The organism is Tateyamaria omphalii (genome assembly GCF_014651375.1).
Lineage (GTDB): Bacteria > Pseudomonadota > Alphaproteobacteria > Rhodobacterales > Rhodobacteraceae > Tateyamaria > Tateyamaria omphalii.
Window position 1 is genome coordinate 175,010 of record NZ_BMWT01000001.1, and the last position, 21,637, is coordinate 196,646.

Genomic DNA, 21,637 nt, shown 5'->3' on the forward strand with positions numbered 1-21,637 from the left:
GAGGATGTCCCCCGCGCCCTGAAGTCGGCCTTAAGTGCCGGACTTGATCTTGGTCCACATCCGCGTGACCGTCCGTTGCACACGGGCAGGATACGGCGTGGTGGTATAGAGGTTCTCGAGCGTCGCCTCGTCCGGATAGATGGCTGGATCGCCGATCACATCTTCGACCAAGAACTCTTGCGAGGCTGCGTTGCCGTTGGCGTAATAAACATAGTTCGACGCCTGGGCCATGTTCTGCGCATCCAGAATGAAATTCAGGAACACATGCGCACCTTCTGGGTTCGGTGCGTCCGCGGGGATTGCCATCTGGTCGAACCACATCAAAGCGCCTTCGTTTGGCGCATTGTACGCCACTTCAACGCCATTCTCGGCTTCCGCAGCGCGATCACGCGCTTGCAGAATGTCGCCGGACCAGCCGAAGGCAACACAGATGTCACCGTTCGCAAGGGCATTGATGTATTCCGAGTTGTGGAATTTCTGCACGTAAGGGCGCACGCCCATCAGAATTGGTTCGGCCTTGGCCAAAACGTCCGGGTCGTGGCTGTCCGGGTCTTCGCCGATATATTGCAACGCTGCCGGGATCATTTCGGTCGGTGCATCAAGAAAATGCACGCCACAGGCTTGCAATTTTTCCATGTTTTCAGGCTTGAACACCAGATCTAGCGATCCCATCGGTGCATCCTCACCCAGGACTTCCTGAACCTTTCCCACGTTCACGCCGATGCCGGTTGTGCCCCACATGTAGTTGATGGAATAGGCATTGTCAGGGTCGTACTGCGCCGTCCGCGCCTCGACCACATCCCACAGGTTTTCGGCGTTCGGCAGTTTGGATGCATCCAGTTTCTGGAAAGCTCCGGCAGAAATCTGACGTTGCAGGAATGTACCCGACGGCACAACGATGTCATAGCCCGAAGACCCGGCCAGCATCTTTGTTTCCAGCACTTCGTTGCTGTCAAAAACGTCGTAAATCAGATCGAGACCGGTCTCTTCCTCAAACTTGGTCAGCAGGTCCTCGTCAATGTAGTCCGACCAGTTGTAAACGCGCACTTCATCCGCGAGCGCAACTCCTGTCACGGCAAAGGCAGCGACAGTGCTCAGCAGTGTAGTCTTCATGATGTACTCCCCGTATCACGCCCGGTGAGCCCGGGTCAGCCGATATGAAATCAACTTTTTCTTCATGCGTCCAGCACGATTGCAGATGGCGGATTGACGGCGCGCCCGCTGCCCATATTCTCGGCACGTTGTTCAACACCCGAGGTTTTCATGCCCGCCATCACAAACCACCTTCCCACGTCCGAGCTTCAGGCACTGGACGCTGCGCACCATATGCACCCCTTCACAGCCGGGGGCGAGCTGGCCGAGAAAGGTGCGCGGGTCATCACCCGAGCCAATGGGGTCTATCTGCACGATAGCGACGGGAACGAAATCCTTGATGGCATGGCCGGGCTGTGGTGCGTGAATATCGGCTACGGGCGCGGCGAACTGGCGGATGTCGCCGCCCGTCAAATGCGCGAACTGCCCTACTACAACACCTTCTTTCAAACGACGCACGTGCCTGCCATCGCGCTGGCTCAAAAGATTGCCGAATTGGCGCCGGGTGATCTGAACCATGTCTTCTTTGCCGGGTCGGGATCCGAAGCCAACGACACCAACCTGCGCATGGTCCGGACCTATTGGGCGATCAAGGGGAAACCCAAAAAGCAAATCGTGATCAGCCGAAAGAACGCCTATCACGGTTCGTCTGTCGGGTCCGGCAGCCTCGGCGGCATGGCAGCGATGCACGAACAGGGTGGCCTGCCGATTCCGGGCATCGTCCATATCGACCAACCCAATTGGTGGGCGGAAGGCGGCGACATGACCCCTGCGGAGTTTGGTGTCGCGCGCGCGAAACAACTCGAGTCTGCAATTCTCGAACACGGCGAAGACAAAGTTGCGGCCTTCATCGCCGAACCCATCCAGGGCGCGGGCGGCGTCATCATCCCGCCAGAAACTTACTGGCCCGAGATTCAGCGCATCTGCAACAAGTACGAAATCCTGCTGATCGCGGACGAAGTGATCTGCGGGTTTGGTCGAACAGGCAACTGGTTCGGTTCGCAAACCCTCGGGATTAAGCCCCACATCATGACCATCGCAAAAGGGTTATCGTCAGGCTACCAGCCCATCGGTGGGTCAGTCGTGTGTGACCAGGTGGCCGAGGTGATAGGCTCGGGCGAATTCAATCACGGCTATACCTATTCCGGCCACCCGGTTGCCGCGGCTGTTGCGCTGGAAAACCTGCGCATCCTTGAAGAGGAAAACGTGCTGGACCACGTCCGAAATGTGGCGATGCCCGCCCTGCACGAGATGTGGCACGGGCTGGCCGATCATCCACTGGTTGGCGAGACGACGATCACCGGCATGATGGGATCACTCGCCCTCACTCCACACAAGGATAGCCGTGCCAAGTTTGCAATGGATGCTGGAACAGCCGGATTCATGTGCCGCGAACGCTGCTTTGCCAACAATCTGATCATGCGGCACGTCTATGACCGTATGGTCATCTCACCGCCGCTGGTCATCTCACCAGATGAGATTGCAGAGTTGGGCCGCCGGGCGCGCACGGCACTGGATGAGTGTTATGCACAGCTCAAGGATGGTGACATGCTCAAACCGGCCGCCTGACGCAAATCAACGGTGCCAAGCTCGAGCGCGTGCAAAGCTTACATCGATGCTGCCCAGCGATGGGACGTGCATGCACTTGTGAAACTCATTCGATCGCCCCATTGATGAACTCTGCTACAAGTTTTAACCGCGTGCGATCTTTGGCGGCGATTGGAAAGGTGTTTCACGGTACCGGCATTAAACGATCCTTTTTGGGACACGATGGCGGTGCCCGCCTAAGGGTCGGCCAATCAGATTTCCGAACGGGCCGCAACGGGGTGATCCCGCCGACAGTAGATGCCGACAGTAGATAGAGTGTCGCGCTTTCGAAGTTGATCCGTTCCCAGTTATCATTCACTGGCGCATCGGTGATCAAGCCGACATCGGCAAGAAGCCTGTGCTCAAGGACGTAACGCTGTATGTTGAAGATGGCGAGCTTGTTTCACCCATCCGACCAAACCTGTCGCGGCAGAGTAATGTTCAGACCAGTCGCCGAAAGCCATGTCTTTGGGCATGAGATGTTCCATAGACCTGATTTGGGAGTGCGCCTGCGCAAAACCACACTTGTCGCACCTGTTTCCAAGCGTGGCATCGCCACCGTTGGTTGCGTCTTTCTCCGGTTGACCTTCAGGCCAACATTTGCCCGCATGACTACCCGGAGGCCTGCCATCTTCACACTTCCAAGAAACGCCAGCAGTGTCTAACGTGTCGCCCATTGGACACGGCGAACTCCAAGAGAGAAAAAGGTCCCCCTACCGCTTTGTAATCAACTCTCTCGGACGATTGCAAAAGCATTCGGCAGGCCCGTCTTCGGTAATTCGGATGCTTTCGGTTATGGCAAGGCCCCACTCCTCCATCCAAAGCCCTGGCATGAAATGAAATGTCATGTTGGGGGTCAAGACCGTGTCATCCTCTGCTCGGAACGATATCGTTCGTTCACCCCAATCAGGCGGATAACTTAGACCGATCGGATACCCGCACCGCGCCGTGCGTTCGATCCCGACCACGCGCAGCGCTCTATTCAACGCGGCGGCGACATCACGTGCCTGATTGCCCGCGCGCGCCGCATCGATTCCGGCTTCCACGCCTTCGATCACCGCCGCCTCGGCTCGTTTCATCTCGTCCGGTGGCTGCCCCAGAAATACGGATCGACACAAAGGCGTATGGTATCGGCGATAGCAGCCTGCAATCTCAAGCGTCGTCGCTTCGCCCCGTCGAAAAGGGTCGCCATTCCATGTTAGGTGAGGCGCGGCAGCATCCGCGCCCGATGGCACAAGTGGCACAATCGCCGGATAGTCCCCCCAGTCACCGCCGACGCCTCGGATCGCATCGCTATATGCAGCTGCGACGACTTCATTCTTCCGGACACCTGGCTCAATTCTCTCCGCCATCCCGTCGATCACCGCTTCAGAAATGCGTGCGGCCTTGCGCATGAAAGCGATCTCCGCATCTGATTTGACCGCACGACACCAGTTCACGAGCGAGGTTGCATCGATCAAGATCAATCCGGCATTTTCCAGCACTGCGTATGCCTTGGCGGAGAAATAGTAGTTGTCCATCTCCACCCCAACACAACCGGAAACCCGCGCCGCAAGGTCTTCCATCGGGTGATGGGCCGACGTCTGGATGTAATGTTCGCCATAGCCGACGGATCCACCCTCGCCCATCCAGGTCGTGCGAACCGCGCCAGCAACGTCTTGCAGACGTCCCCACCAGATTGGATCAGCATCATGCGTAACGATCACACCCTGATGCACATAGAACGACCATCCGTCGTAACCCGTCAGCCATCCCATGTTCGACGGATCCGTAATGAAAAGACAATCCAGGTTGGCCCGCGCCATCGCCGCACGAACCTGCGCCAAACGTGCGTGATACTCTCCAATGTCAAACGCGTATCTCATGATTCCCAGCCATTCAATGTTCCGATCTTGCAGGAACAATGCCCAAAAACGCACATCAGTGCAGTGATTCCGACCGGATTGCGCTACCAATTGTTGTTTTGCGTCATAGTTGGTTGCATTGAACCATCCACCTCGGTTTAGTTTGCAGCGAAGCGGCGGCGTAAGATCGCCAAATGAACGGGGAGCCAGATTTGGCCAACACTGCGACCGAACAGGCGTTCGTCGAATTCGAACGCGTGCAGAAGAGTTATGATGGGGAAATCCTCGTCGTCAAAGACCTCAACCTCTCAATGCCCAAGGGTGAGTTCCTGACGATGCTGGGGCCGTCAGGATCGGGCAAGACAACATGTCTGATGATGCTGGCAGGGTTCGAGACAGCCACGCATGGCGAGATCAAGTTGGGCGGCAAACCAATCAACAACATCCCGCCGCACAAGCGCGGCATCGGCATGGTGTTTCAGAACTATGCCCTATTCCCGCATATGACGGTCGCCGAAAATCTCAGCTTCCCCTTGGAAGTGCGCAAGATCGGCAAGTCCGAACGGGAAGAGAAAATCATGCGCGCGCTTGGCATGGTGCAGATGCAGGATTTTGCAGGCCGTCGCCCGGCGCAATTGTCCGGCGGTCAGCAGCAACGGATCGCGCTGGCACGTGCGCTGGTATTTGAACCGGAACTGGTGCTGATGGACGAACCGCTGGGCGCGCTCGACAAGCAACTGCGCGAAACGCTGCAGTTCGAGATCACACGCCTCGCTCACGATCTGGGGATCACGACTGTCTACGTGACCCACGACCAAACCGAAGCTTTAACCATGTCCGATCGGGTTGCCGTATTTGATGATGGGCGCATTCAACAGCTGGCGCCGCCGGATCAGCTGTATGAAGAGCCGGAAAACAGCTTTGTCGCGCAGTTCATTGGCGAGAATAACACGCTCTTGGGCAAGGTCAGCAAGATTGCGGGCGATCAGTGCGAAGTGACCCTGGATGATGGCGAGATCATAGATGCCAAGCCGGTCAACGTCACCGAGGTCGGACAACGGACCCGCGTTTCCATCCGCCCCGAACGGGTCGAAATGAACAAGGAACGGCTCAGCCCCGATGCCCACACGCTCAAAGCCGAAGTGCTCGAATTCATCTATATGGGCGACATCTTCCGAACCCGGCTGCGGGTTGCCGGAAACGACGATTTCGTCATCAAGACACGCAATGCCCCCGATCAGGTCCGCCTGACACCGGGCACCCAGATTGACATCGGGTGGTTGCCACAAGATTGCCGGGCGCTTGACGCCTGAGCATGAGGAAGAAGGCCAGGGCGACGCCCGTGGTCCGGCCTTCGCACAGATCAAACGGGCGTAACCAATGGGAGTAAGTTCATGAAACTCACCAAGACCCTACTTGCCACAACGGCTTTGACGCTTGCGTCAGGCACGGCATTTGCCGACGGCCATATGGCCAGCGATATGACCCTTGTTAGCTGGGGCGGCGCATACCAGGCCAGCCAACAGAACGCGTATGTCGCGCCCTATATTGAAAACAATCCCGGCGTCAGCGCTGTGTGGGATGAAAGTTCGGCCGAAGCCGTGGCAAAACTGCGCGCCATGAACGAAGCGGGTAGCGTCACTTGGGACGTGGTTGACGTGGTCGCCGCCGATGCCATCCGCCTGTGCGACGAAGGCCTGGCACTGGAAATCGACCCGGACGAAGACCTGGCGGCAGCGCCTGACGGCACATCGGCTGCAGATGACTTCGGCGACCTGCTGGTCAGCGACTGCTTCATTCCGCAGATCGTGTACTCGACCACATTCGGCTATCGCACCGACTTGGTTGGTGACACCGCACCGACAAGCGTTTGCGCTGTCTTCGACACAGAAGCCTACCCCGGCAAACGCTCGCTGGAAAAGCGCCCCATTAACAACATGGAATGGGCGCTGCTTTGTGACGGCGTGGCCAAGGATGACGTCTATGACGTGCTTGCAACCGAAGAAGGTCAGCAACAGGCGCTCGACAAACTGGCCACGATCAAGGACGACGTTATCTGGTGGTCCGCCGGTGCAGACACGCCCCAACTGCTGGCCGATGGCGAAGTGGTAATGGGTTCGACCTACAATGGTCGTCTGTTCGCTGCCATCGAAGAGCAGAAGCAGCCCATCGGAATGCTGTGGGACGCGCAGGTGTTTGACCTTGATGGTTGGATTATCCCAACGGGCCTGAGCCCAGAGCGTGAAGCACGTGCGCGTGACTTCATCAAGTTCGCGACCGACACGCAGCGTTTGGCAGATCAGGCCAAGTACATCTCGTACGGTCCTGCACGCGCCTCGTCTGCGCCACTGGTCGGTCAACATGCGGAACTGGGCATCGACATGGCACCACACATGCCGACCGACCCCAACAATGCCAAGAACACTTTCCTCTACAACTACGAGTTCTGGGCTGACTACCGCGACGACATCGACGCCAAATTCCAGGCGTGGTTGGCACAATAAGTCCAAGTCTGGCGGACGACACGTCCGCCTTACTGCACACCAATCGTAAGGCGGGGGTGTCCCCCGCCTTGCACCAGTAAGGGGGACGACCATGCCCAAAGGCTACATCATCGGCCACATCACCGTGAACGACCCGGAGGCGTACAAGGAGTACGTCGAAAAGGACACGCCGATCCTGCTGTCACACGGCGCGGTCCCATTGGTGCGTGGCGGTGACGCACAGTCTATGGAAGGGCCGGAGTTTTCTCGCCACGTCGTCTTTGAGTTCCCGACATACGAGGCGGCATTGGCCGCTTACAACGACCCCGAATACCAAGAGGTCATGAAGATCCGCCACCGCACTGCGACATCAATGATTGTCGTCGCAAAAGGAACCTGACCCGTGGCCGAAACGATGCTTGCCGCCGACGGCACTCCACTGAAACGCAGCCTCGCCCGTGCCTTGCGCCGCCAGAAATTGCGTGCTCTTGGGCTGATCGCTCCGCTGCTGATCTTTGTCCTGATCACATTTATCGTACCGATCGCATCCATGCTGTTCCGCTCGGTTGAAAACCAGATCGTCGGTGACACGCTTCCTATGACGGTCGAAGCACTGGCAGACTGGGACCCGAACGCGGGCACACCGCCCAGCGAGGACGTCTACGAAGCAATGTATTTCGACATGTTCCTCGCAGCCGAGGCCAAGCGCCACACACGGCTCGGAACGCGCCTCAACTATGAACAAACCGGTGTCTCGTCACTGTTCCGCCAATCCGGTCGGGCACTCGATGACATTGGCAAGGAAACGCAAAAGCCGCTCGAAAAGCTCGACGGCGCCTGGAAAGACGGCGAAACGTGGCACGGTATCTTCAATGCAACAAATGATGCGGACACCGATCTGCTTGATCAGCAGCGCAAACGGGTTGCAGCCCTGACGGGATCATCGGCCAGCGGAGAGGTCAACTTTGCACCGGATGCCGCACTGTCCAACCTGCTGCCCAGAACAACACGTGCCTACACCGCATGGGCCGTCTACACGGCCACGCAGCAGGGTCGCGACCCGGCCACACGCGACCCATGGGAAGCCGTAGCGACCGCTCTTGCGCTTGATCTGAAGACAGCTGACCTGTCAGGCTACACGGGACCGGCTGCCGACTTGCTGACCGAAGCCCAGACCGCTGATCTGCCGGTTCCGGCAATGGCTGGTGCGTTTGAAGACATGGACGAAGACTGGGCCGGAGCAACCGTCTGGAAGACAATTCAAACGCATTCCAGTACATACACCTCCGGATACTTTCTGAATGCAGTTGATGCCCAGAAAACACCTGATGGCGTGGCTTGGCAGCCCGAGGAAAAACAGATCCTGCTGACCCTCTTTGGCCGTACAATCTGGATGTCGCTGCTGATCACCTTCTCCTGCATCGCGCTGGGCTATCCCATCGCGTGGTTGCTCGCCAACCTGCCAATGCGACAGGCGAACCTTCTTTTGATCCTCGTCCTGCTTCCGTTCTGGACCTCGCTCCTTGTCCGCACGTCGGCTTGGAAAGTCATGTTGCAACAACAGGGGGTTATCAATGACGTGCTCGTCTGGGTTGGCCTTGTAGGTGATGGTGATCGTCTGATCATGATCAACAACCAGTTCGGCACCATCGTCGCCATGACGCATATCCTGCTGCCGTTCATGATCCTGCCGATGTACTCGGTGATGCAGACGATCCCGCCCAGCTACCTGCGCGCGGCCAAGTCGCTGGGCGCCACCAACTGGACCGCCTTCTGGCGAGTCTACTTCCCGCAATCAGTGCCGGGCATCGGGGCGGGGTCGATCCTCGTCTTCATCCTAGCCATCGGCTATTACATCACACCGGAAATCGTGGGCGGGACCAAGGGCGTCTTTATCTCGAACCGGATCGCCTATCACATCTCGTCATCGCTGAACTGGGGTCTCGCGGCCGCGCTTGGCACCATCCTGCTGGCCGCCGTTCTGGTGCTCTATTGGGCCTATGACAAGATCGTGGGCATCGACAACGTCAAGCTGGGATAACAGACCATGGGCCTTCCTCCATACGCCACGCTGGGTCAGCGCATCTGGTACTACAGCTTCCGGGTGATCTGCGGGCTGATCTTCTTCTTCCTTGTGGCCCCCATCGTCGTGGTCATGCCGCTATCGTTCAATGCGCAGGATTTCTTTACCTTCACGCCCGAAATGCTACGGCTTGATCCCGAAGGATACTCGCTCAAACACTACCGAGACTTCTTCACCAACCCGCAATGGCAACTGGCACTCAAGAACTCGCTGATCATCGCACCGCTCGCGACGATCATCTCGGTCAGCCTCGGCACGCTTGCCGCCATCGGCCTGAGCCAAAGCCATGTCCCATTCAAAGGGACAATCATGGCCATCCTGATCTCGCCCATGATCGTGCCTCTGATCATCTCCGCCACGGGCATGTTCTTTTTCTACGCCCAACTCGGCAACTGGATGGAGGCCACATTGGGCCTCGACAAGGGCTTTGTGGGCTATGTCAAAGTGGTGCTGGCCCACGCCGTGCTGGGCATTCCCTTCGTCATCATCACAGTCACTGCGACGCTGGTGGGCTTCGACCGCTCCCTGACCCGCGCCGCGGCCAATATGGGCGCAGGGCCGGTGACCACTTTCTTCCGCGTGCAAATGCCGCTCATCCTGCCCGGCGTTATTTCCGGTGGCCTCTTCGCCTTCATCACCAGCTTCGACGAAGTTGTGGTGGTCCTCTTCGTCGGATCCGCCAGCCAGAAAACCCTACCTTGGCAAATGTTCATCGGCCTGCGCGAACAGATCAGCCCAACCATTCTGGCCGTGGCGACGATCCTCGTGGTGATCTCCATCGCCCTACTGACAACCGTCGAACTCCTCCGCCGCCGCAGCGAACGCCTGCGTGGGATGTCACCGGGATAGAGCTTCTTCTGGCCGGAAATACCTCGGGGGAGCCCAAAGGGCGGGGGCAGAGCCCCCTAAAACATAGCGTCGCGAAGCGGCCTTTGGATCAGCGCAAACGTTTCAGCAGGCTCACCGACGCGTATCCATCGGCAACCAAACCCTGCGACTGCTGAAACGTGCGCACCGCTTCCAAGGTCTTTGGCCCAATCCGACCGTCCACACCCTGCGTGCTGAACCCCGCAGCCGTCAGACGGCGCTGCATTTCCTTACGTTCCGAAAAGGTCAAGGCACGATCCTGCAAGGGCCAGTCTGCCTTGAAGCCTGCCCCCCCACCAATCCGGTCGCTGAGATGCCCCACGCCGATGACATAAGCATCAGCTGCATTGTACCGCTCGATCACTTCGAAGTTCTTGAAGATCATGAACGCGACGCCCTGACTGCCAGCGGGCAGCAGGATCGAAGCCGAACCGTAATCGGGCACCGGCTGCCCATCGGCACCAACAACCCCAAGATTGGCCCACTGCGACGGCATGCGGGTCACCTTCCGACTGGCCGTCGCATAGTCAAAGCCGCGCGGCAGCGTCACCTCAACACCCCAGGGCTGGCCCTTGATCCACCCAAACCCAGCCAAATAGGCTGCGGTTGAGGCCAGCGCATCCGTCGGATTATCCGACCAGATGTCACGCTTTCCATCGCCCGTGAAATCGACCGCATGGTCCAGGTAGGACGTCGGCATAAACTGCGTATGCCCCATCGCTCCGGCCCACGACCCGGTCATCTTGCGTGGGCTTGTGTCACCGCTTTGCAGGATTTTCAGTGCGGCGATCAGCTGCCCTTCAAAAAACTCTCCCCGCCGCCCATCATGGGCCAGCGTCGCAAGGCTTCGCACAACGTCGTTCGATCCACGAATGGCGCCATAGCTGCTCTCGAGACCCCAGACAGCAACAACAACCTCCTTGGCGACACCGTAGCGCGCCTCAATGGCCTCCAGCGCATCCCGATGCTCTCGCACCGCCTGTTTGCCGTTGCGCACACGCCGGTCAGACACGGCGCTGTCCAGATACTCCCAGATCGTCTTGGTAAACTCTGACTGGTTTCGATCCAATCGGATCACGTCCGGATCATAGTTCACGCCGTCAAAGGCACGATCAAAGGTCGTGCTACTGATGCCTTGTGCCAATGCACGTGGCTTGAAATCCCTGATCCATCGCTGAAAATCTGCATTCGAAGTGGATGTATCCACCACCGGTGAGGATGGTACCTGCAAAGCAGCTGGGCGCAGTTGCGGGCGCACAACAGTCAGGGTTGCGACCTCCAGTGGAGACAACGTTTGTGTCCGAGTAACTGTATCCGCAACAGGTCGTTCTTCCGGCCTGATCGAAGATGGAATGGCCTGCGAGATCGCCGCTCCGGCAAGAAGAATTGCGCTGCCCGCCGCGCAAAAGGTGACTGCCCACCGCATGTTTTGCCTCATAATCGCTTGTGCCGCGTTTTCTCCAATGTAGCGAAAATCGGCCGTCCGGCAAAGGCTCAGTCGAAATGGGCGCGGTCCTTCGCCACTTCGTGCACCTCGGCCCGGATGCGCGCGAGGTGGTCGCGCAACAACGACACCCGATGCGGACGAAAGCTTTGGTCTGTCACGCACAACTCATCCATGCGGTCCAACCGGAACACACGGAAGTCCTCCCTCAGATGGCACCACGCCAGCAAAACGTTGGTGTTTTCCATATACACGATGCCCAGCGGTTTGACGGTCCGCTCGGTCTGATCGCCCTTGGCGTCCTGATAGGCAAAGTGCACGCTGACCTCGTCCCATGCCGCCTGCCTGAGCGTGCCAACATCAATGCGCGGCGGATCAGGGCGCCAGTACCGCCTTGCATCCAGTACGGCGTGTTTCAATCGGTGCGCCTGTTTCGGCGGTACACGCGCCTGAATTTTTGCCAGCGCAGACGTTGCTGCCTTAGCCAGTGCCGGGTCCGCAATGACCGCAACATCGCGCAAGCCAAGAACCAACGCTTCCAACTCATCGTCTTCAAATCCAAGCGGAGGCAGAGAAGCATCTTCGATGAGCGTAAACCCAAAGCCCGCCTCGCCATCAATCACGGCCCCAAGCCCACGCAGCTCATCAATATCGCGATAGATCGTGCGCAGTGACACATCCATTTCATGGGCAAGCGATTGTGCCGTTATGGGCGGTGTCAAACGGCGCAGCGTCTGCATCAACTGGAAAAGGCGGTGTGTTCTGGTCATGCTTCAGTCATATCACATGTGCTGCCAGTTTCTGACAGCACGGATCAGTATCTCAACCTCAGATTTCATTGAACAGGAGAGAAAGATGCTGACCCTTGTGACTTACCCTCCCGCCTTTGGCCAACCCAGTGGCAGCCCGTTTTGCGTCAAAGCCCTTTACCTTCTCAACTTGTCTGGCCTGCCCTGGCAGCGCAAAGACACGGCTGACCCGCGCAACTGGCCAAAGGGCAAGTTACCCGCGCTTTGGGTGGATGACGAAATCATCGGCGACAGCGACAATATCCGCGCTTGGCTTGAAGAACGCGGCGCTCACTTTGACAAGGGCCTAAGCGATCTGGATCGTGCCACATCGCGCGCCTTCATCCGCATGGCCGAAGAACACATGTACTTCCACGTCGTGATGGACCGCTGGGGGGACAAGGCTGTTTGGCCCCTTGTTAGAGACACATATTTCGCTGCAATCCCTGCGTTTCTGCGCAAGTTCATCACCCGTGGTATCCGTCGAATGCTCTTGCGTGGTATGGATGCGCAAGGGCTTGGTCGCCTGACCGCGGGCGAGCGCCTTGAACGGATTGAGCCCGATCTGTTGGCCATCACGGATCGCCTATGGCACGGCCCCTTCTTGTTTGGACCGAAACCCAGCGCCGCAGACGCCAGTGTCGCAGCGATGCTGGGCGCTATGGCATCGACTCCGGGTGGAACGGCCCTGTCACGCCGCGTCAAACAAGACGTGATGCTGGTCGATTACATGAAAAGGGTCGAAGCAGCGCTGGGTTAGCGCCGCTTGCGGCTCACCTTGCGCTTGGCCTTATCCGCCCGGCGCTTGGCATTGGCAGGTTTGCGGCGTGCGCTGCGGCCTGCCGGGCTGCGACGACCACGCGGCAACGCCTGTCCGTCCAGGGCCAGAAGTTCCAGTGCAATCCCGCCTGTTACCGGAACAACCTCGGACAAGCGCACGGTTGCCCGTTGACCAAGTCCGATGATCATGCCGGTATCAGACCCCATCAGCGTGTTCGCCTCGCGGTCGAAATGGAAGTATTCCGCCCCGATGGACCGCATCGGCACCAAACCATCTGCACCGCTATCATCCAGTTTCACGAAGATACCGAACTTGGCGATCCCGGCCACACGCCCTTCCAACTCGTCACCCACCCGCTCGCTCAGATAGGCGGCAAGGTAGCGATCCGTCGTATCCCGCTCGGCCACCATCGACCGGCGCTCGGTATCCGAGATATGAGTCCCAGTCTTATCCAAATTCTCAATGTCTTCCGGCGTCAGCCCATCCTTTCCCCAGCCATGTGCCGCGATCAGCGCCCGGTGTACAATCAGGTCTGCATAACGTCGGATGGGCGACGTAAAGTGCGCGTAGCTGCGCAGAGCAAGGCCAAAATGCCCAAAGTTCTGCGGGCTATAGTAAGCCTGTGTCATCGACCGCAGGGTCGAGATGTTGATCAACTCCGCATCTTCCGTATCCGCCGCCTGGGCCAAGAGCCGGTTCAGATGCGCGGTTTTCAGGACCTGCCCCTTGGCCAGTGTCAGACCCGCTGCCTGCGCCGTTTCACGGAGGTTATCAAGTTTGTCGGGTGACGGTTCCTCGTGCACCCGGAACAGCAGCGGAGATTTCTTTGCAATCAACGTCTCAGCCGCGGCCACGTTGGCCAGCACCATGAACTCTTCAATCAAGCGGTGGGCATCCAAGCGATCCTTGAACGCAACCGACCGCACAGTGCCGTCTTCGTCCAGAACGATCTGACGTTCGGGCAGGTCCAACTCAAGTGGTTGGCGGCGATTTCGCGCGTCAACCAGCGCAGCGTAAGCCCTGTAGAGAGGCAGCAAAACAGGCTCTAGCAGGGGCAAAGTACGTTCATTCGGATGCCCGTCAATGGCCGCCTGTACCTCTTCGTAGTGCAGCGATGCAGGCGACCGCATCAGCCCCCGATGGAAGCTGTGCCCAATCTTCTCACCATGCGCATCAATCTGCATCCGCACCGCAATACAGGCGCGCGGCACGCCTTCGTGGAGGGAACACAGGTCACCCGACAGCCGGTCTGGCAGCATCGGCACAACCCGATCCGGGAAATAGGTAGAGTTGCCGCGCTTCTTCGCCGCACGGTCCAGTGCTGAACCGGGCATGACATAGGCGGCCACATCCGCAATCGCGACCCAGATGACATGCCCGCCTTCGTTCTTTGGATCGTCATCGGCATGGGCATAGCACGCGTCGTCATGGTCACGCGCATCAGACGGGTCGATGGTAATCAGCGGCATGTCGCGCAGGTCTTCGCGCCCCTTCAATCCCTTGGGCTTTTGCGCATCAGCTTCGACAATCACGGCGTCAGGAAAGGCGTCCGGGATACCGTGTTCGTGGATGGCAATCAGTGACACCGCCTTGGGAGCTGAAGGATCACCCAGCCGTTCAACGATGCGGGCACGCTGCAGGCCAATGCGGTTCTTGGGGCCGGCCTGTTCCGCCTCGACCAACTCGCCGTCTTTAGCCCCATGGGTGGCACCGGCAGGGACCGACCACTCCTTGTCGCTGCCCTTGTCCACGGGCACGATACGTCCACCCTCTGCACCCGCGCGGAACACGCCCAATATGCGGCGTGGGTTGGTGCCGATGCGACGGATCAGGCGCGCTTCGTAGTTATGGTCGTTCTCTTTGACCAAGGTGAGGCGGGCAAGAATGCGGTCCCCCGGGCCAAGCGCGGGATCAGACGCGCGGGGCAGGACCAGAATCTTTGGTTCAATCCCTTCGCCCTGCCATTCCATTGGACGAGCAAATAGATCGCCGTCACCGTCGGGTTCCTCTACCTGAAGTACGCTCACAGGGGGCAGGCGGTCCGGATCCTGATAGGTCTTCTTGCGCTTTTCCAGATGCCCCTCGGCCTCAAGCTCTTTCAACAGACGTTTGAGGTCGATGCGCGCAGCGCCCTTGATCCCGAACGCCTTGGCGATGTCGCGTTTGGCAGTCAGGGTCGGATTTGAGGAAATCCAGTCCAGTATCTCGGATCTTGTGGGAATACGGCTCATCTGTTCGAGGTAGCACGCACATCCGGGGGCGTCATGGCAAATCGTCGACCGTATCGACATCCGCCAAGGTGTCGACCAGAGCGACACAGGGCAAACCAAGAGCGGCGCGGCTGTCATCCAGCGCATGTTCCGTTGACCAGCGCACACCATCCAACGCGGGCTTTCTCAATTTAGAGCCTGTTTTCACGCCAATCAGCCAGTATCCACCATCCGGCGCAGGCCCGAACACAGCGTCATGATTGCCCAGCGCAGCAAACGCCTCCGAAATACGCTTTCGGTCAATGCCTGGAATGTCCGCGCCGATCACACAGACCGGACCACCGGCGCGGCGCATCATGCGGATCATCCGGTCACCAAGATTGCCGCCGCCTTGCGGCCAACGCCCAAACCGACTTGGCCAGACACGGCTCAGTAGACCTTCACGATCCGGCGCCACGGCCAGCACCACCCGCCAGCGCGGGTCCTCGATCCGGCGCAACAATGCGCGCACCTGATGACGAAACCACCAAGCGGCAGCCACCATTCCGATGTCTCGTCCCAAGCGCGTCTTAACACGGCCAGGGCGGGGCACTTTCAACATGACCACCAAAGTGGGCTTCAAAGTGGCCGCTCCATATCGCGGTGTGGAATGCCTGCGTCGTCATAGATCGGACCAAAGGCATCAAAACCAAGCCGTTCATAAAAGGCTAACGCATGGGTCTGTGCACCCAGTTTGGCTTTCGATATCCCATCCTGCTGCCGCGCGACCTCAAGACACGCCTCGATGATTGCAGCCCCAAGGCCCGTGCCACGCGCTTCTTTCAAGACACAAACACGCCCGATCTTGGCGACAGATCCTTGCACCAGAATACGGGCGCACCCCATCGGGGTACCATCGACATGCGCCAAAACATGCAGTGCGTCACCGTCCCGGCCATCCACCTCTTCCGCCTCGCTGACACCCTGCTCTTCGATGAACACGGTACGGCGCAGCGCGTGGCACGTGGCCAGATCGTTGGTCTGTTCAATCTGCCATGTCACTTGAAGTAGTCCTTTAGGATGCGCGTGTAGATGGATTTGAGCTGACGGATATGCGCCACGTCCACATGCTCATCGACCTTATGCATGGACTGGCCGACAAGCCCGAACTCGACAACCGGGCAGTGGTTCCTGACAAATCGCGCATCCGACGTGCCCCCCGACGTGCTCAGAATCGGTTTCACACCCGTCTCAGCCTCGACCGCAGTTGCAACAAGGTCAGACAGCGGCCCCGGTGGGGTCAGAAAGCTTTCGCCAGACACTTTGACTGTTACATCAATCTCAACGCCATAGCTGCTTGCCACCTCGTCCGCCTGCGCCTTCAACCACGTGGTCAGGCTGTCACCAGAATGGATATCGTTGAAGCGGATGTTGACCGCCGAACGGGCCTGCGCCGGAATGACGTTGGTGGCAGGGTTGCCAGTATCAACGGTCACCACGGCCAAGGTTGATGCATCAAAGTGATCCGTGCCCTGATCCAACTCATGGCTCGCCAACTGGTCCATCAAACGCATCAGTGGGGGCAGCGGGTTGTTGGCGCGATGCGGATAGGCCGAGTGCCCCTGCACGCCTGTCACAGTGAACCAAGCCGTCAGCGATCCACGCCGCCCGATCTTCATCATCTCACCCATGGTTTCCGGGCAGGTCGGCTCACCGACTAGGCAGACGCTCATCGCCTCGCCTTCCGCCTCCATATGCGACAGCAAGGCGGTCGTGCCATCAACGGCATCCCCTTCCTCATCCCCAGTGATCGCCAGAATGATCGCACCATCGGGCGGGGTGTCCGTCACAAAGTCGATTGCAGCGGCAGCAAAGGCAGCGACGCCAGATTTCATGTCCGTCGTGCCGCGACCGTACATGACGCCATCACGTTCCTCGGCACCGAACGGGGGCATCGTCCAGTCCTCGGCAGTGCCGATCGGTACGACATCCGTGTGTCCGTTGAAACCAAAAGTCCGCGCATGGCCCTTGGCCCCGAACCGGGCAAAGAGATTGCGAATGCCGCCACGATCCGCCCATGCACATTCAAACCCTGCCGATGACAGTTGATCATGCAGGATATCCAAGGCCCCTGCATCCTCTGGGGTCACCGATGGACAACGCACAAGCTCAGCGGTCAGGGCGACTGGATCAACGGGTTGCATGAACAAATCCTTTTGCAAGCATGTGGCGAAAAGGACGCGTTGCGAACACCTTACGCCAGCCAGACAGTTAACAGGCCGTAAATTCCTGTGCTAGGGTTGTCGCAATAATATGACCCGAGGCAGGGCATCAGCAGTCCGGTCGCCAACGTGCGGCCACCCAAGTGCATAAAAAGGCACACAAGACGCGCGGATCAACCGCGTGCGCTGCGCTTGTTCTGTCCGCAACTATTGGGGTGGGGCAAACATGCCGGCAGCAGAGCTTCCGATTCAAACGGTGCGCGAAGGCGTTGACGCGACCGATATGGCAAACGCGATCTTCGGCGATGGCGTGCAAGTGGTGTCATCGTCCTATACAGGCGACATCGACAGCGCAGGCATCTATTCGAATGGTGACAGTGTCTCGCCCGGGGTGACCCCCAGCGATACCGGCGTCATCCTGTCGACAGGGAATGCCGAGGATTTCACAAATTCCTCCGGCCAGGAAAACCAGGCGACCAATACGTCGACCAACACCTTCGGCCAGAACAACAACGGTCAGTTCAACGCAGCCGCAGGTGCGCGCACATTCGACGCCTCGTATCTGGATGTGGACTTTATTCCGGATGGAAATCTGATGACGATGCAGTTTGTCTTCAGCTCCGAGGAATATCCGGAATTCCAGAACTCAATCTATCAGGACTTCGTTGGGGTTTGGGTCAACGGTGATCTGGTCGAAATGGAAGTCGGGGATGGGGACACTGATCCCGGCAACATCAACACCACCAACAACATCAACATGTTCGTCGACAACTCGAACGACGCCTTCAACACCGAAATGGACGGGTTCACGATCACGCTGACCCTGACCATGGTCGTCAACCCGGATGTCGTGAACTCGATCCGCATCGGGATCGCTGACGTATCGGACAGCCAGTTTGATTCCAACCTGCTGATCGCCGGGGATTCCGTTCAGACATCTTTGGTCGCCGTTGGCGACGACGTGAATGTTTTCCCCGAAGGCGTGACCTCGTTCAACGTGCTCGACAATGACGTTTCGCCAGTGGGCAGCACTCTGACCATCACCCATGTCAACGGCCAGCCGGTCGCGTATGATCCAGTCACCGGGATTGGGACGACAATCACGCTTCCAACCGGCCAGCAAGTTACGATTGGGCCGAATGGCGAACTGACCGTTGCGGGCGACGGTGACGAAGAAGACTTCAACTTCACTTATACAGTCACTGATGGCACCAACACGGATGTCGGGTTCGTCAACGCGACATCCGTCCCGTGTTTCGTCGCAGGCACTTTGATCTCGACTCCGGATGGTGACGTTCCAGTCGAAAGCCTGAGCGAAGGTGACCTTGTCCTGACCCAAGATGATGGCGCGCAACCTTTGCGCTGGATTGGAACGCGCACCGTGCCTGCACAAGATCAGTATGCCCCGATCCTGATTCGGGCAGGCACGTTCGGCCAACATGACGATGTCATGGTGTCTCCGCTGCACCGTGTTCTCATCCGTGACAGCCTGGCCGAGCTTTTGTTTGGTGACCGCGAAGTTCTGGTGGCTGCCAAGGATTTGGTCAACGATCGCTCCGTCACTCGGCGTGAGGGCGGCACCGTTACCTATGTCCACCTGATGTTCGACCGGCACCAAGTCGTTTTCTCAGGCGGGTTGGCCACAGAAAGTTTCCTGCCTGGCCCCCAGACAACCAAGAGCTTCGAGCGCGAGATTGTGGAGGAGATTTGCAGCATCTTCCCTGAACTCAACCCGGACACCGGCGAAGGATACGGCCCTGCCGCACGCCGCACGTTGCGTGGATACGAAGCCGGTTTGTGGCGCAAGTCGCGCATTGCGGCATGAGTTGGATCGGCATCAACGACCACGAAGACGGTCGCTTTTCAAAAACCGGTTTTGACAAGCGCGCGCCCATTCCCAAGAGGGGCCCAATACTGGAACGTGGCACTCTGATGTTCGAAACCCAAGTGGCGGGGCACGAACGCACCCACGAACTGTTGGGAATCGCGCATCCATTCCCGTGGCCGCGTGAACTGTCGTTTCGCGCGATACCGGGCGGCGGCATCTCTATGCTGCACAGACACAATACCGACATCACCCATGCCGCCATTCGCTGGGCCAATGACGGACGCACCCACACACTGCGCGTCACGTACGCTTGGAACGCGCCGGATGGGTGGGGGCGGCTTGCTCTGGAACGGCCCGAAGGCAACAGCATCGTCAGCCGACCCGTTCATATGCCTCGCCCATTCATGACCGACGATCTGCGGGATTTAGTGTTGGCCCATCCCGCCCGAACACTGTCGAAAGAGTTGCTGTTCAGTGCCATCAGCACCGACATCCTTCCGATTGGCCCAATGCCGTCGCTGCACCCGGCCACACCCATTGCAACGCCGAGTGGCTATCGCGCTGCGGAAAGTTTGCAACGCGGTGACACCGTGGTGACGGACAATGGCGACATAGTTCCTGTTCTGCACACCGTCCGCCACACGGTCCCGGCACGTGGCAGCTTTGCCCCGGTGAGGTTGCGCGCACCCTATTTCGGCCTGCAGCGTGATATCATCGTCGCTCCTGAGCAGAGGCTTGTTCTGAGAGGGTCCGAAGTCGAATACATCTTTGGTCAGGAAGCAGTTCTTGTGCCCGCCCGACATCTGGTGAATGGGCACGCTGCGATCTGGAGTACAGCCGGCAACACAGCGGACTATGTGCAAGTGATCCTGCCTGGGCATGAAGTGCTCATGGCAGCCGGTTGCGCAGTCGAAAGCCTTTACATTGGACGTATTCGCCGGGACACAGATCGATTGGATGCGAGTGTTTTGGCCAACACTCCAAGCCGTCTATTGCCAGAGCATGCGCGGCCCATCCATCAGGTCCTTGGCCCGTTCGAGGCGATCACACTGGTCGATCAACGCGCCGCATGAACCTGAATGTTCAACTGGCGTAGTTTGACCCTTCCTCGTCCAGAATGGCCTTCAACTCGGCCAGATGGCGCAAATCCTGCTCGGGATAATCCTCGATCTCTTGCGCTGTCTTTTCGGCAACCTCATCCGGGATCAGACGCAACGGCTTGCCGGTCTGCAACGCCAGCAGATAGGTCTGACAGGCCCGCTCGAAATAGAACATCCGGTTGAACGTTTCAGCCACCGTATCGCCAATCACCATGATCCCGTGATTGCCCATGACTATCACCTTCTTCTTGGGATCATCGAACAGCTTGGCACAGCGTTCGCCTTCTTCCTCGAAGGCGAGGCCACCATAGTCGCCATCGACCACCACGCGATTGTAAAACATGCACCCATTCTGATCGACGGGCGGCAAAGTGCTGTCAGCGAGGGCCGCAAGGGCGGTCGCATAAGGTGAATGCACATGCATTGCGCAGCGTGCTTGGGCACAATGGCGATGCATCCCGCCATGCAGCCCCCATGCGGTTAGATCAGGCGCGTCCGGCCCTTCTATACTGCCCGGGTCATTGGCATCCACCACAATCAGGTCCGACGCCTTGATGCGTGAAAAGTGCATCTGGTTGGGGTTCATCAAGAACTTCGTCCCGTCATCATTGATGGCAAGCGAGAAATGATTTGCCACTGCTTCATGCATGTTCAGGCGCACGGTCCAGCGGAAGGCTGCGGCGAGATCAACGCGTTCCTGCCAATTGTCCATGTTTGGGCGAATCTGTGTGACGGTCATGATGCTCTCCCACTTACTGCGAACAAACCTGCACGGACGACACAGGTTGGATCAACACTAAACCCGTTTTGAAGGAAGCCTATTTGGGTCGAGATGGCACCCAAGCGTAACCGTTCTCACACAGAATGTATGCTTCGCGCAGGCCGTGGGGCTTGTCCGCAGCTTCTGCCAGTATCGTGGCACCTGCCGCTTTTGCCCGCATCACCGCCCCATCTGGGTCCGTGTTGTACAATTGCACTTCGATCCCGGCGCCGCGTGGCGGATTTTCCGGGAGCAGCCCCAATAATGGGTGTGAATGATAGGTACCATCACTATGCAATTGGAACAATTGGTCCCCGTAAGTCATGATGGCAAAATCATTGGTCGGCTGATGGGACTTCATCCCAAAAACAGCTTCGAGAAATGCGACTTGGGCCGCGACGTCTCGTACCAACAGGTTCAAACCTATGCCTTTCAGGCTGCGACCAAAGCTGTCAGCGTCTATCGTATCATAGTCCATAAGGTCAGCCTTGCTGATATACTTTCGTCGGTCAAGTCCCGCTTACTACAGTCCACCCGCTGCACGGTATCTGCGCGATCCCTCTTGCACC

The 21,637-nt window shown here is 58.4% G+C and carries 18 protein-coding genes and 1 pseudogene; 9 read left to right on the forward strand and 10 right to left on the reverse strand.

The features are described from left to right. Positions 1 to 30 precede the first annotated feature (30 nt). Positions 31 to 1,113, reverse strand: coding sequence for a polyamine ABC transporter substrate-binding protein (locus tag IE087_RS00835; RefSeq protein WP_189367037.1), 1,083 nt, complete (start codon positions 1,111 to 1,113; stop codon positions 31 to 33). Positions 1,114 to 1,263: 150 nt separating this feature from the next. Here IE087_RS00835 and IE087_RS00840 point away from each other — a divergent pair, with 150 nt between their 5' ends. Then, entirely contained in the window at positions 1,264 to 2,661 is a 1,398-nt protein-coding gene (locus IE087_RS00840; RefSeq protein WP_189367038.1) for an aspartate aminotransferase family protein, read from the forward strand. A gap of 731 nt (positions 2,662 to 3,392) precedes the next feature. Here the strand turns inward: IE087_RS00840 and IE087_RS00845 are convergent. Further along, a complete protein-coding gene (locus tag IE087_RS00845) occupies positions 3,393 to 4,544 on the reverse strand; it encodes a M24 family metallopeptidase (RefSeq protein ID WP_189367039.1) in 1,152 nt (383 codons plus the stop codon). Positions 4,545 to 4,735: 191 nt separating this feature from the next. Between IE087_RS00845 and IE087_RS00850 the strand changes: the two genes are divergently transcribed. The 5 genes and pseudogenes from IE087_RS00850 to IE087_RS00870 form a co-directional block, all read left to right on the forward strand. Next, positions 4,736 to 5,836 carry an ABC transporter ATP-binding protein gene (locus tag IE087_RS00850; RefSeq protein WP_189368290.1) on the forward strand — a complete coding sequence of 367 codons (1,101 nt, stop codon included), beginning with the start codon at positions 4,736 to 4,738 and terminating at the stop codon, positions 5,834 to 5,836. A gap of 81 nt (positions 5,837 to 5,917) precedes the next feature. After that, positions 5,918 to 7,027: an extracellular solute-binding protein gene (locus IE087_RS00855; protein ID WP_189367040.1), complete on the forward strand. Its 1,110-nt coding sequence runs from the start codon at positions 5,918 to 5,920 to the stop codon at positions 7,025 to 7,027. Positions 7,028 to 7,118: 91 nt separating this feature from the next. Then, entirely contained in the window at positions 7,119 to 7,406 is a 288-nt protein-coding gene (locus tag IE087_RS00860) for a DUF1330 domain-containing protein (RefSeq protein ID WP_189367041.1), read from the forward strand. Between the two features lie 15 nt (positions 7,407 to 7,421). Continuing rightward, complete coding sequence (locus IE087_RS00865; RefSeq protein WP_189368291.1) at positions 7,422 to 9,047, forward strand: ABC transporter permease; 1,626 nt, start codon at positions 7,422 to 7,424, stop codon at positions 9,045 to 9,047. Positions 9,048 to 9,059: 12 nt separating this feature from the next. Then, positions 9,060 to 9,938: pseudogene (locus tag IE087_RS00870) on the forward strand (ABC transporter permease); the annotation flags it as partial. An 88-nt stretch (positions 9,939 to 10,026) separates the two neighbouring features. Here IE087_RS00870 and IE087_RS00875 read toward each other — a convergent pair. Further along, a complete protein-coding gene (locus IE087_RS00875; RefSeq protein ID WP_189367042.1) occupies positions 10,027 to 11,382 on the reverse strand; it encodes a lytic murein transglycosylase in 1,356 nt (451 codons plus the stop codon). A gap of 68 nt (positions 11,383 to 11,450) precedes the next feature. Further along, complete coding sequence (locus IE087_RS00880; RefSeq protein ID WP_189367043.1) at positions 11,451 to 12,170, reverse strand: helix-turn-helix transcriptional regulator; 720 nt, start codon at positions 12,168 to 12,170, stop codon at positions 11,451 to 11,453. A gap of 85 nt (positions 12,171 to 12,255) precedes the next feature. Between IE087_RS00880 and IE087_RS00885 the strand changes: the two genes are divergently transcribed. Further along, positions 12,256 to 12,948: a glutathione S-transferase family protein gene (locus IE087_RS00885; RefSeq protein WP_189367044.1), complete on the forward strand. Its 693-nt coding sequence runs from the start codon at positions 12,256 to 12,258 to the stop codon at positions 12,946 to 12,948. Here IE087_RS00885 and rnr read toward each other — a convergent pair. The 4 genes from rnr to dapE are packed head-to-tail and all read right to left on the reverse strand — an operon-like array spanning position 12,945 to position 17,362. Continuing rightward, positions 12,945 to 15,200, reverse strand: a complete 2,256-nt coding sequence (gene rnr, locus IE087_RS00890) for a ribonuclease R (protein WP_189367045.1) — start codon at positions 15,198 to 15,200, stop codon at positions 12,945 to 12,947. The two genes, IE087_RS00885 and rnr, sit on opposite strands and share 4 nt — an antisense overlap. Positions 15,201 to 15,231: 31 nt before the next feature. Further along, entirely contained in the window at positions 15,232 to 15,801 is a 570-nt protein-coding gene (locus IE087_RS00895; RefSeq protein ID WP_189367046.1) for a TIGR04282 family arsenosugar biosynthesis glycosyltransferase, read from the reverse strand. Beyond that, positions 15,798 to 16,220, reverse strand: a complete 423-nt coding sequence (locus tag IE087_RS00900) for a GNAT family N-acetyltransferase (protein ID WP_189367047.1) — start codon at positions 16,218 to 16,220, stop codon at positions 15,798 to 15,800. The genes IE087_RS00895 and IE087_RS00900 overlap by 4 nt, the downstream gene beginning before the upstream one ends. After that, positions 16,217 to 17,362, reverse strand: a complete 1,146-nt coding sequence (gene dapE, locus IE087_RS00905) for a succinyl-diaminopimelate desuccinylase (RefSeq protein ID WP_189367048.1) — start codon at positions 17,360 to 17,362, stop codon at positions 16,217 to 16,219. Before dapE ends, IE087_RS00900 begins: the two co-directional genes overlap by 4 nt. Positions 17,363 to 17,606: 244 nt before the next feature. Here dapE and IE087_RS00910 point away from each other — a divergent pair, with 244 nt between their 5' ends. Together IE087_RS00910 and IE087_RS00915 are read left to right on the forward strand one after the other, a co-directional pair. Next, a complete protein-coding gene (locus tag IE087_RS00910; RefSeq protein WP_229801219.1) occupies positions 17,607 to 19,205 on the forward strand; it encodes a Hint domain-containing protein in 1,599 nt (532 codons plus the stop codon). Next, complete coding sequence (locus tag IE087_RS00915; protein WP_189367049.1) at positions 19,202 to 20,281, forward strand: Hint domain-containing protein; 1,080 nt, start codon at positions 19,202 to 19,204, stop codon at positions 20,279 to 20,281. Before IE087_RS00910 ends, IE087_RS00915 begins: the two co-directional genes overlap by 4 nt. 10 nt (positions 20,282 to 20,291) lie before the next feature. On the opposite strand, the gene IE087_RS00920 is transcribed toward IE087_RS00915, so the two are convergent. Together IE087_RS00920 and IE087_RS00925 are read right to left on the reverse strand one after the other, a co-directional pair. Next, positions 20,292 to 21,047 (reverse strand): class II aldolase and adducin N-terminal domain-containing protein, encoded by a 756-nt coding sequence (locus IE087_RS00920; RefSeq protein WP_189367050.1) that lies wholly within the window; start codon positions 21,045 to 21,047, stop codon positions 20,292 to 20,294. A gap of 79 nt (positions 21,048 to 21,126) precedes the next feature. Next, positions 21,127 to 21,546, reverse strand: a complete 420-nt coding sequence (locus tag IE087_RS00925; RefSeq protein ID WP_189367051.1) for a VOC family protein — start codon at positions 21,544 to 21,546, stop codon at positions 21,127 to 21,129. Positions 21,547 to 21,637 lie beyond the last annotated feature (91 nt).

Coding starts and splice junctions, on each gene's coding strand:
- IE087_RS00835 (WP_189367037.1), bottom strand. CDS start 1,113: ATGAAGACTACACTGCTGAGCACTGTCGCTGCCTTTGCCGTGACAGGA.
- IE087_RS00840 (WP_189367038.1), top strand. CDS start 1,264: ATGCCCGCCATCACAAACCACCTTCCCACGTCCGAGCTTCAGGCACTG.
- IE087_RS00845 (WP_189367039.1), bottom strand. CDS start 4,544: ATGAGATACGCGTTTGACATTGGAGAGTATCACGCACGTTTGGCGCAG.
- IE087_RS00855 (WP_189367040.1), top strand. CDS start 5,918: ATGAAACTCACCAAGACCCTACTTGCCACAACGGCTTTGACGCTTGCG.
- IE087_RS00860 (WP_189367041.1), top strand. CDS start 7,119: ATGCCCAAAGGCTACATCATCGGCCACATCACCGTGAACGACCCGGAG.
- IE087_RS00865 (WP_189368291.1), top strand. CDS start 7,422: ATGCTTGCCGCCGACGGCACTCCACTGAAACGCAGCCTCGCCCGTGCC.
- IE087_RS00875 (WP_189367042.1), bottom strand. CDS start 11,382: ATGCGGTGGGCAGTCACCTTTTGCGCGGCGGGCAGCGCAATTCTTCTT.
- IE087_RS00880 (WP_189367043.1), bottom strand. CDS start 12,170: ATGACCAGAACACACCGCCTTTTCCAGTTGATGCAGACGCTGCGCCGT.
- IE087_RS00885 (WP_189367044.1), top strand. CDS start 12,256: ATGCTGACCCTTGTGACTTACCCTCCCGCCTTTGGCCAACCCAGTGGC.
- rnr (WP_189367045.1), bottom strand. CDS start 15,200: ATGAGCCGTATTCCCACAAGATCCGAGATACTGGACTGGATTTCCTCA.
- dapE (WP_189367048.1), bottom strand. CDS start 17,362: ATGCAACCCGTTGATCCAGTCGCCCTGACCGCTGAGCTTGTGCGTTGT.
- IE087_RS00910 (WP_229801219.1), top strand. CDS start 17,607: ATGCCGGCAGCAGAGCTTCCGATTCAAACGGTGCGCGAAGGCGTTGAC.
- IE087_RS00915 (WP_189367049.1), top strand. CDS start 19,202: ATGAGTTGGATCGGCATCAACGACCACGAAGACGGTCGCTTTTCAAAA.
- IE087_RS00920 (WP_189367050.1), bottom strand. CDS start 21,047: ATGACCGTCACACAGATTCGCCCAAACATGGACAATTGGCAGGAACGC.
- IE087_RS00925 (WP_189367051.1), bottom strand. CDS start 21,546: ATGGACTATGATACGATAGACGCTGACAGCTTTGGTCGCAGCCTGAAA.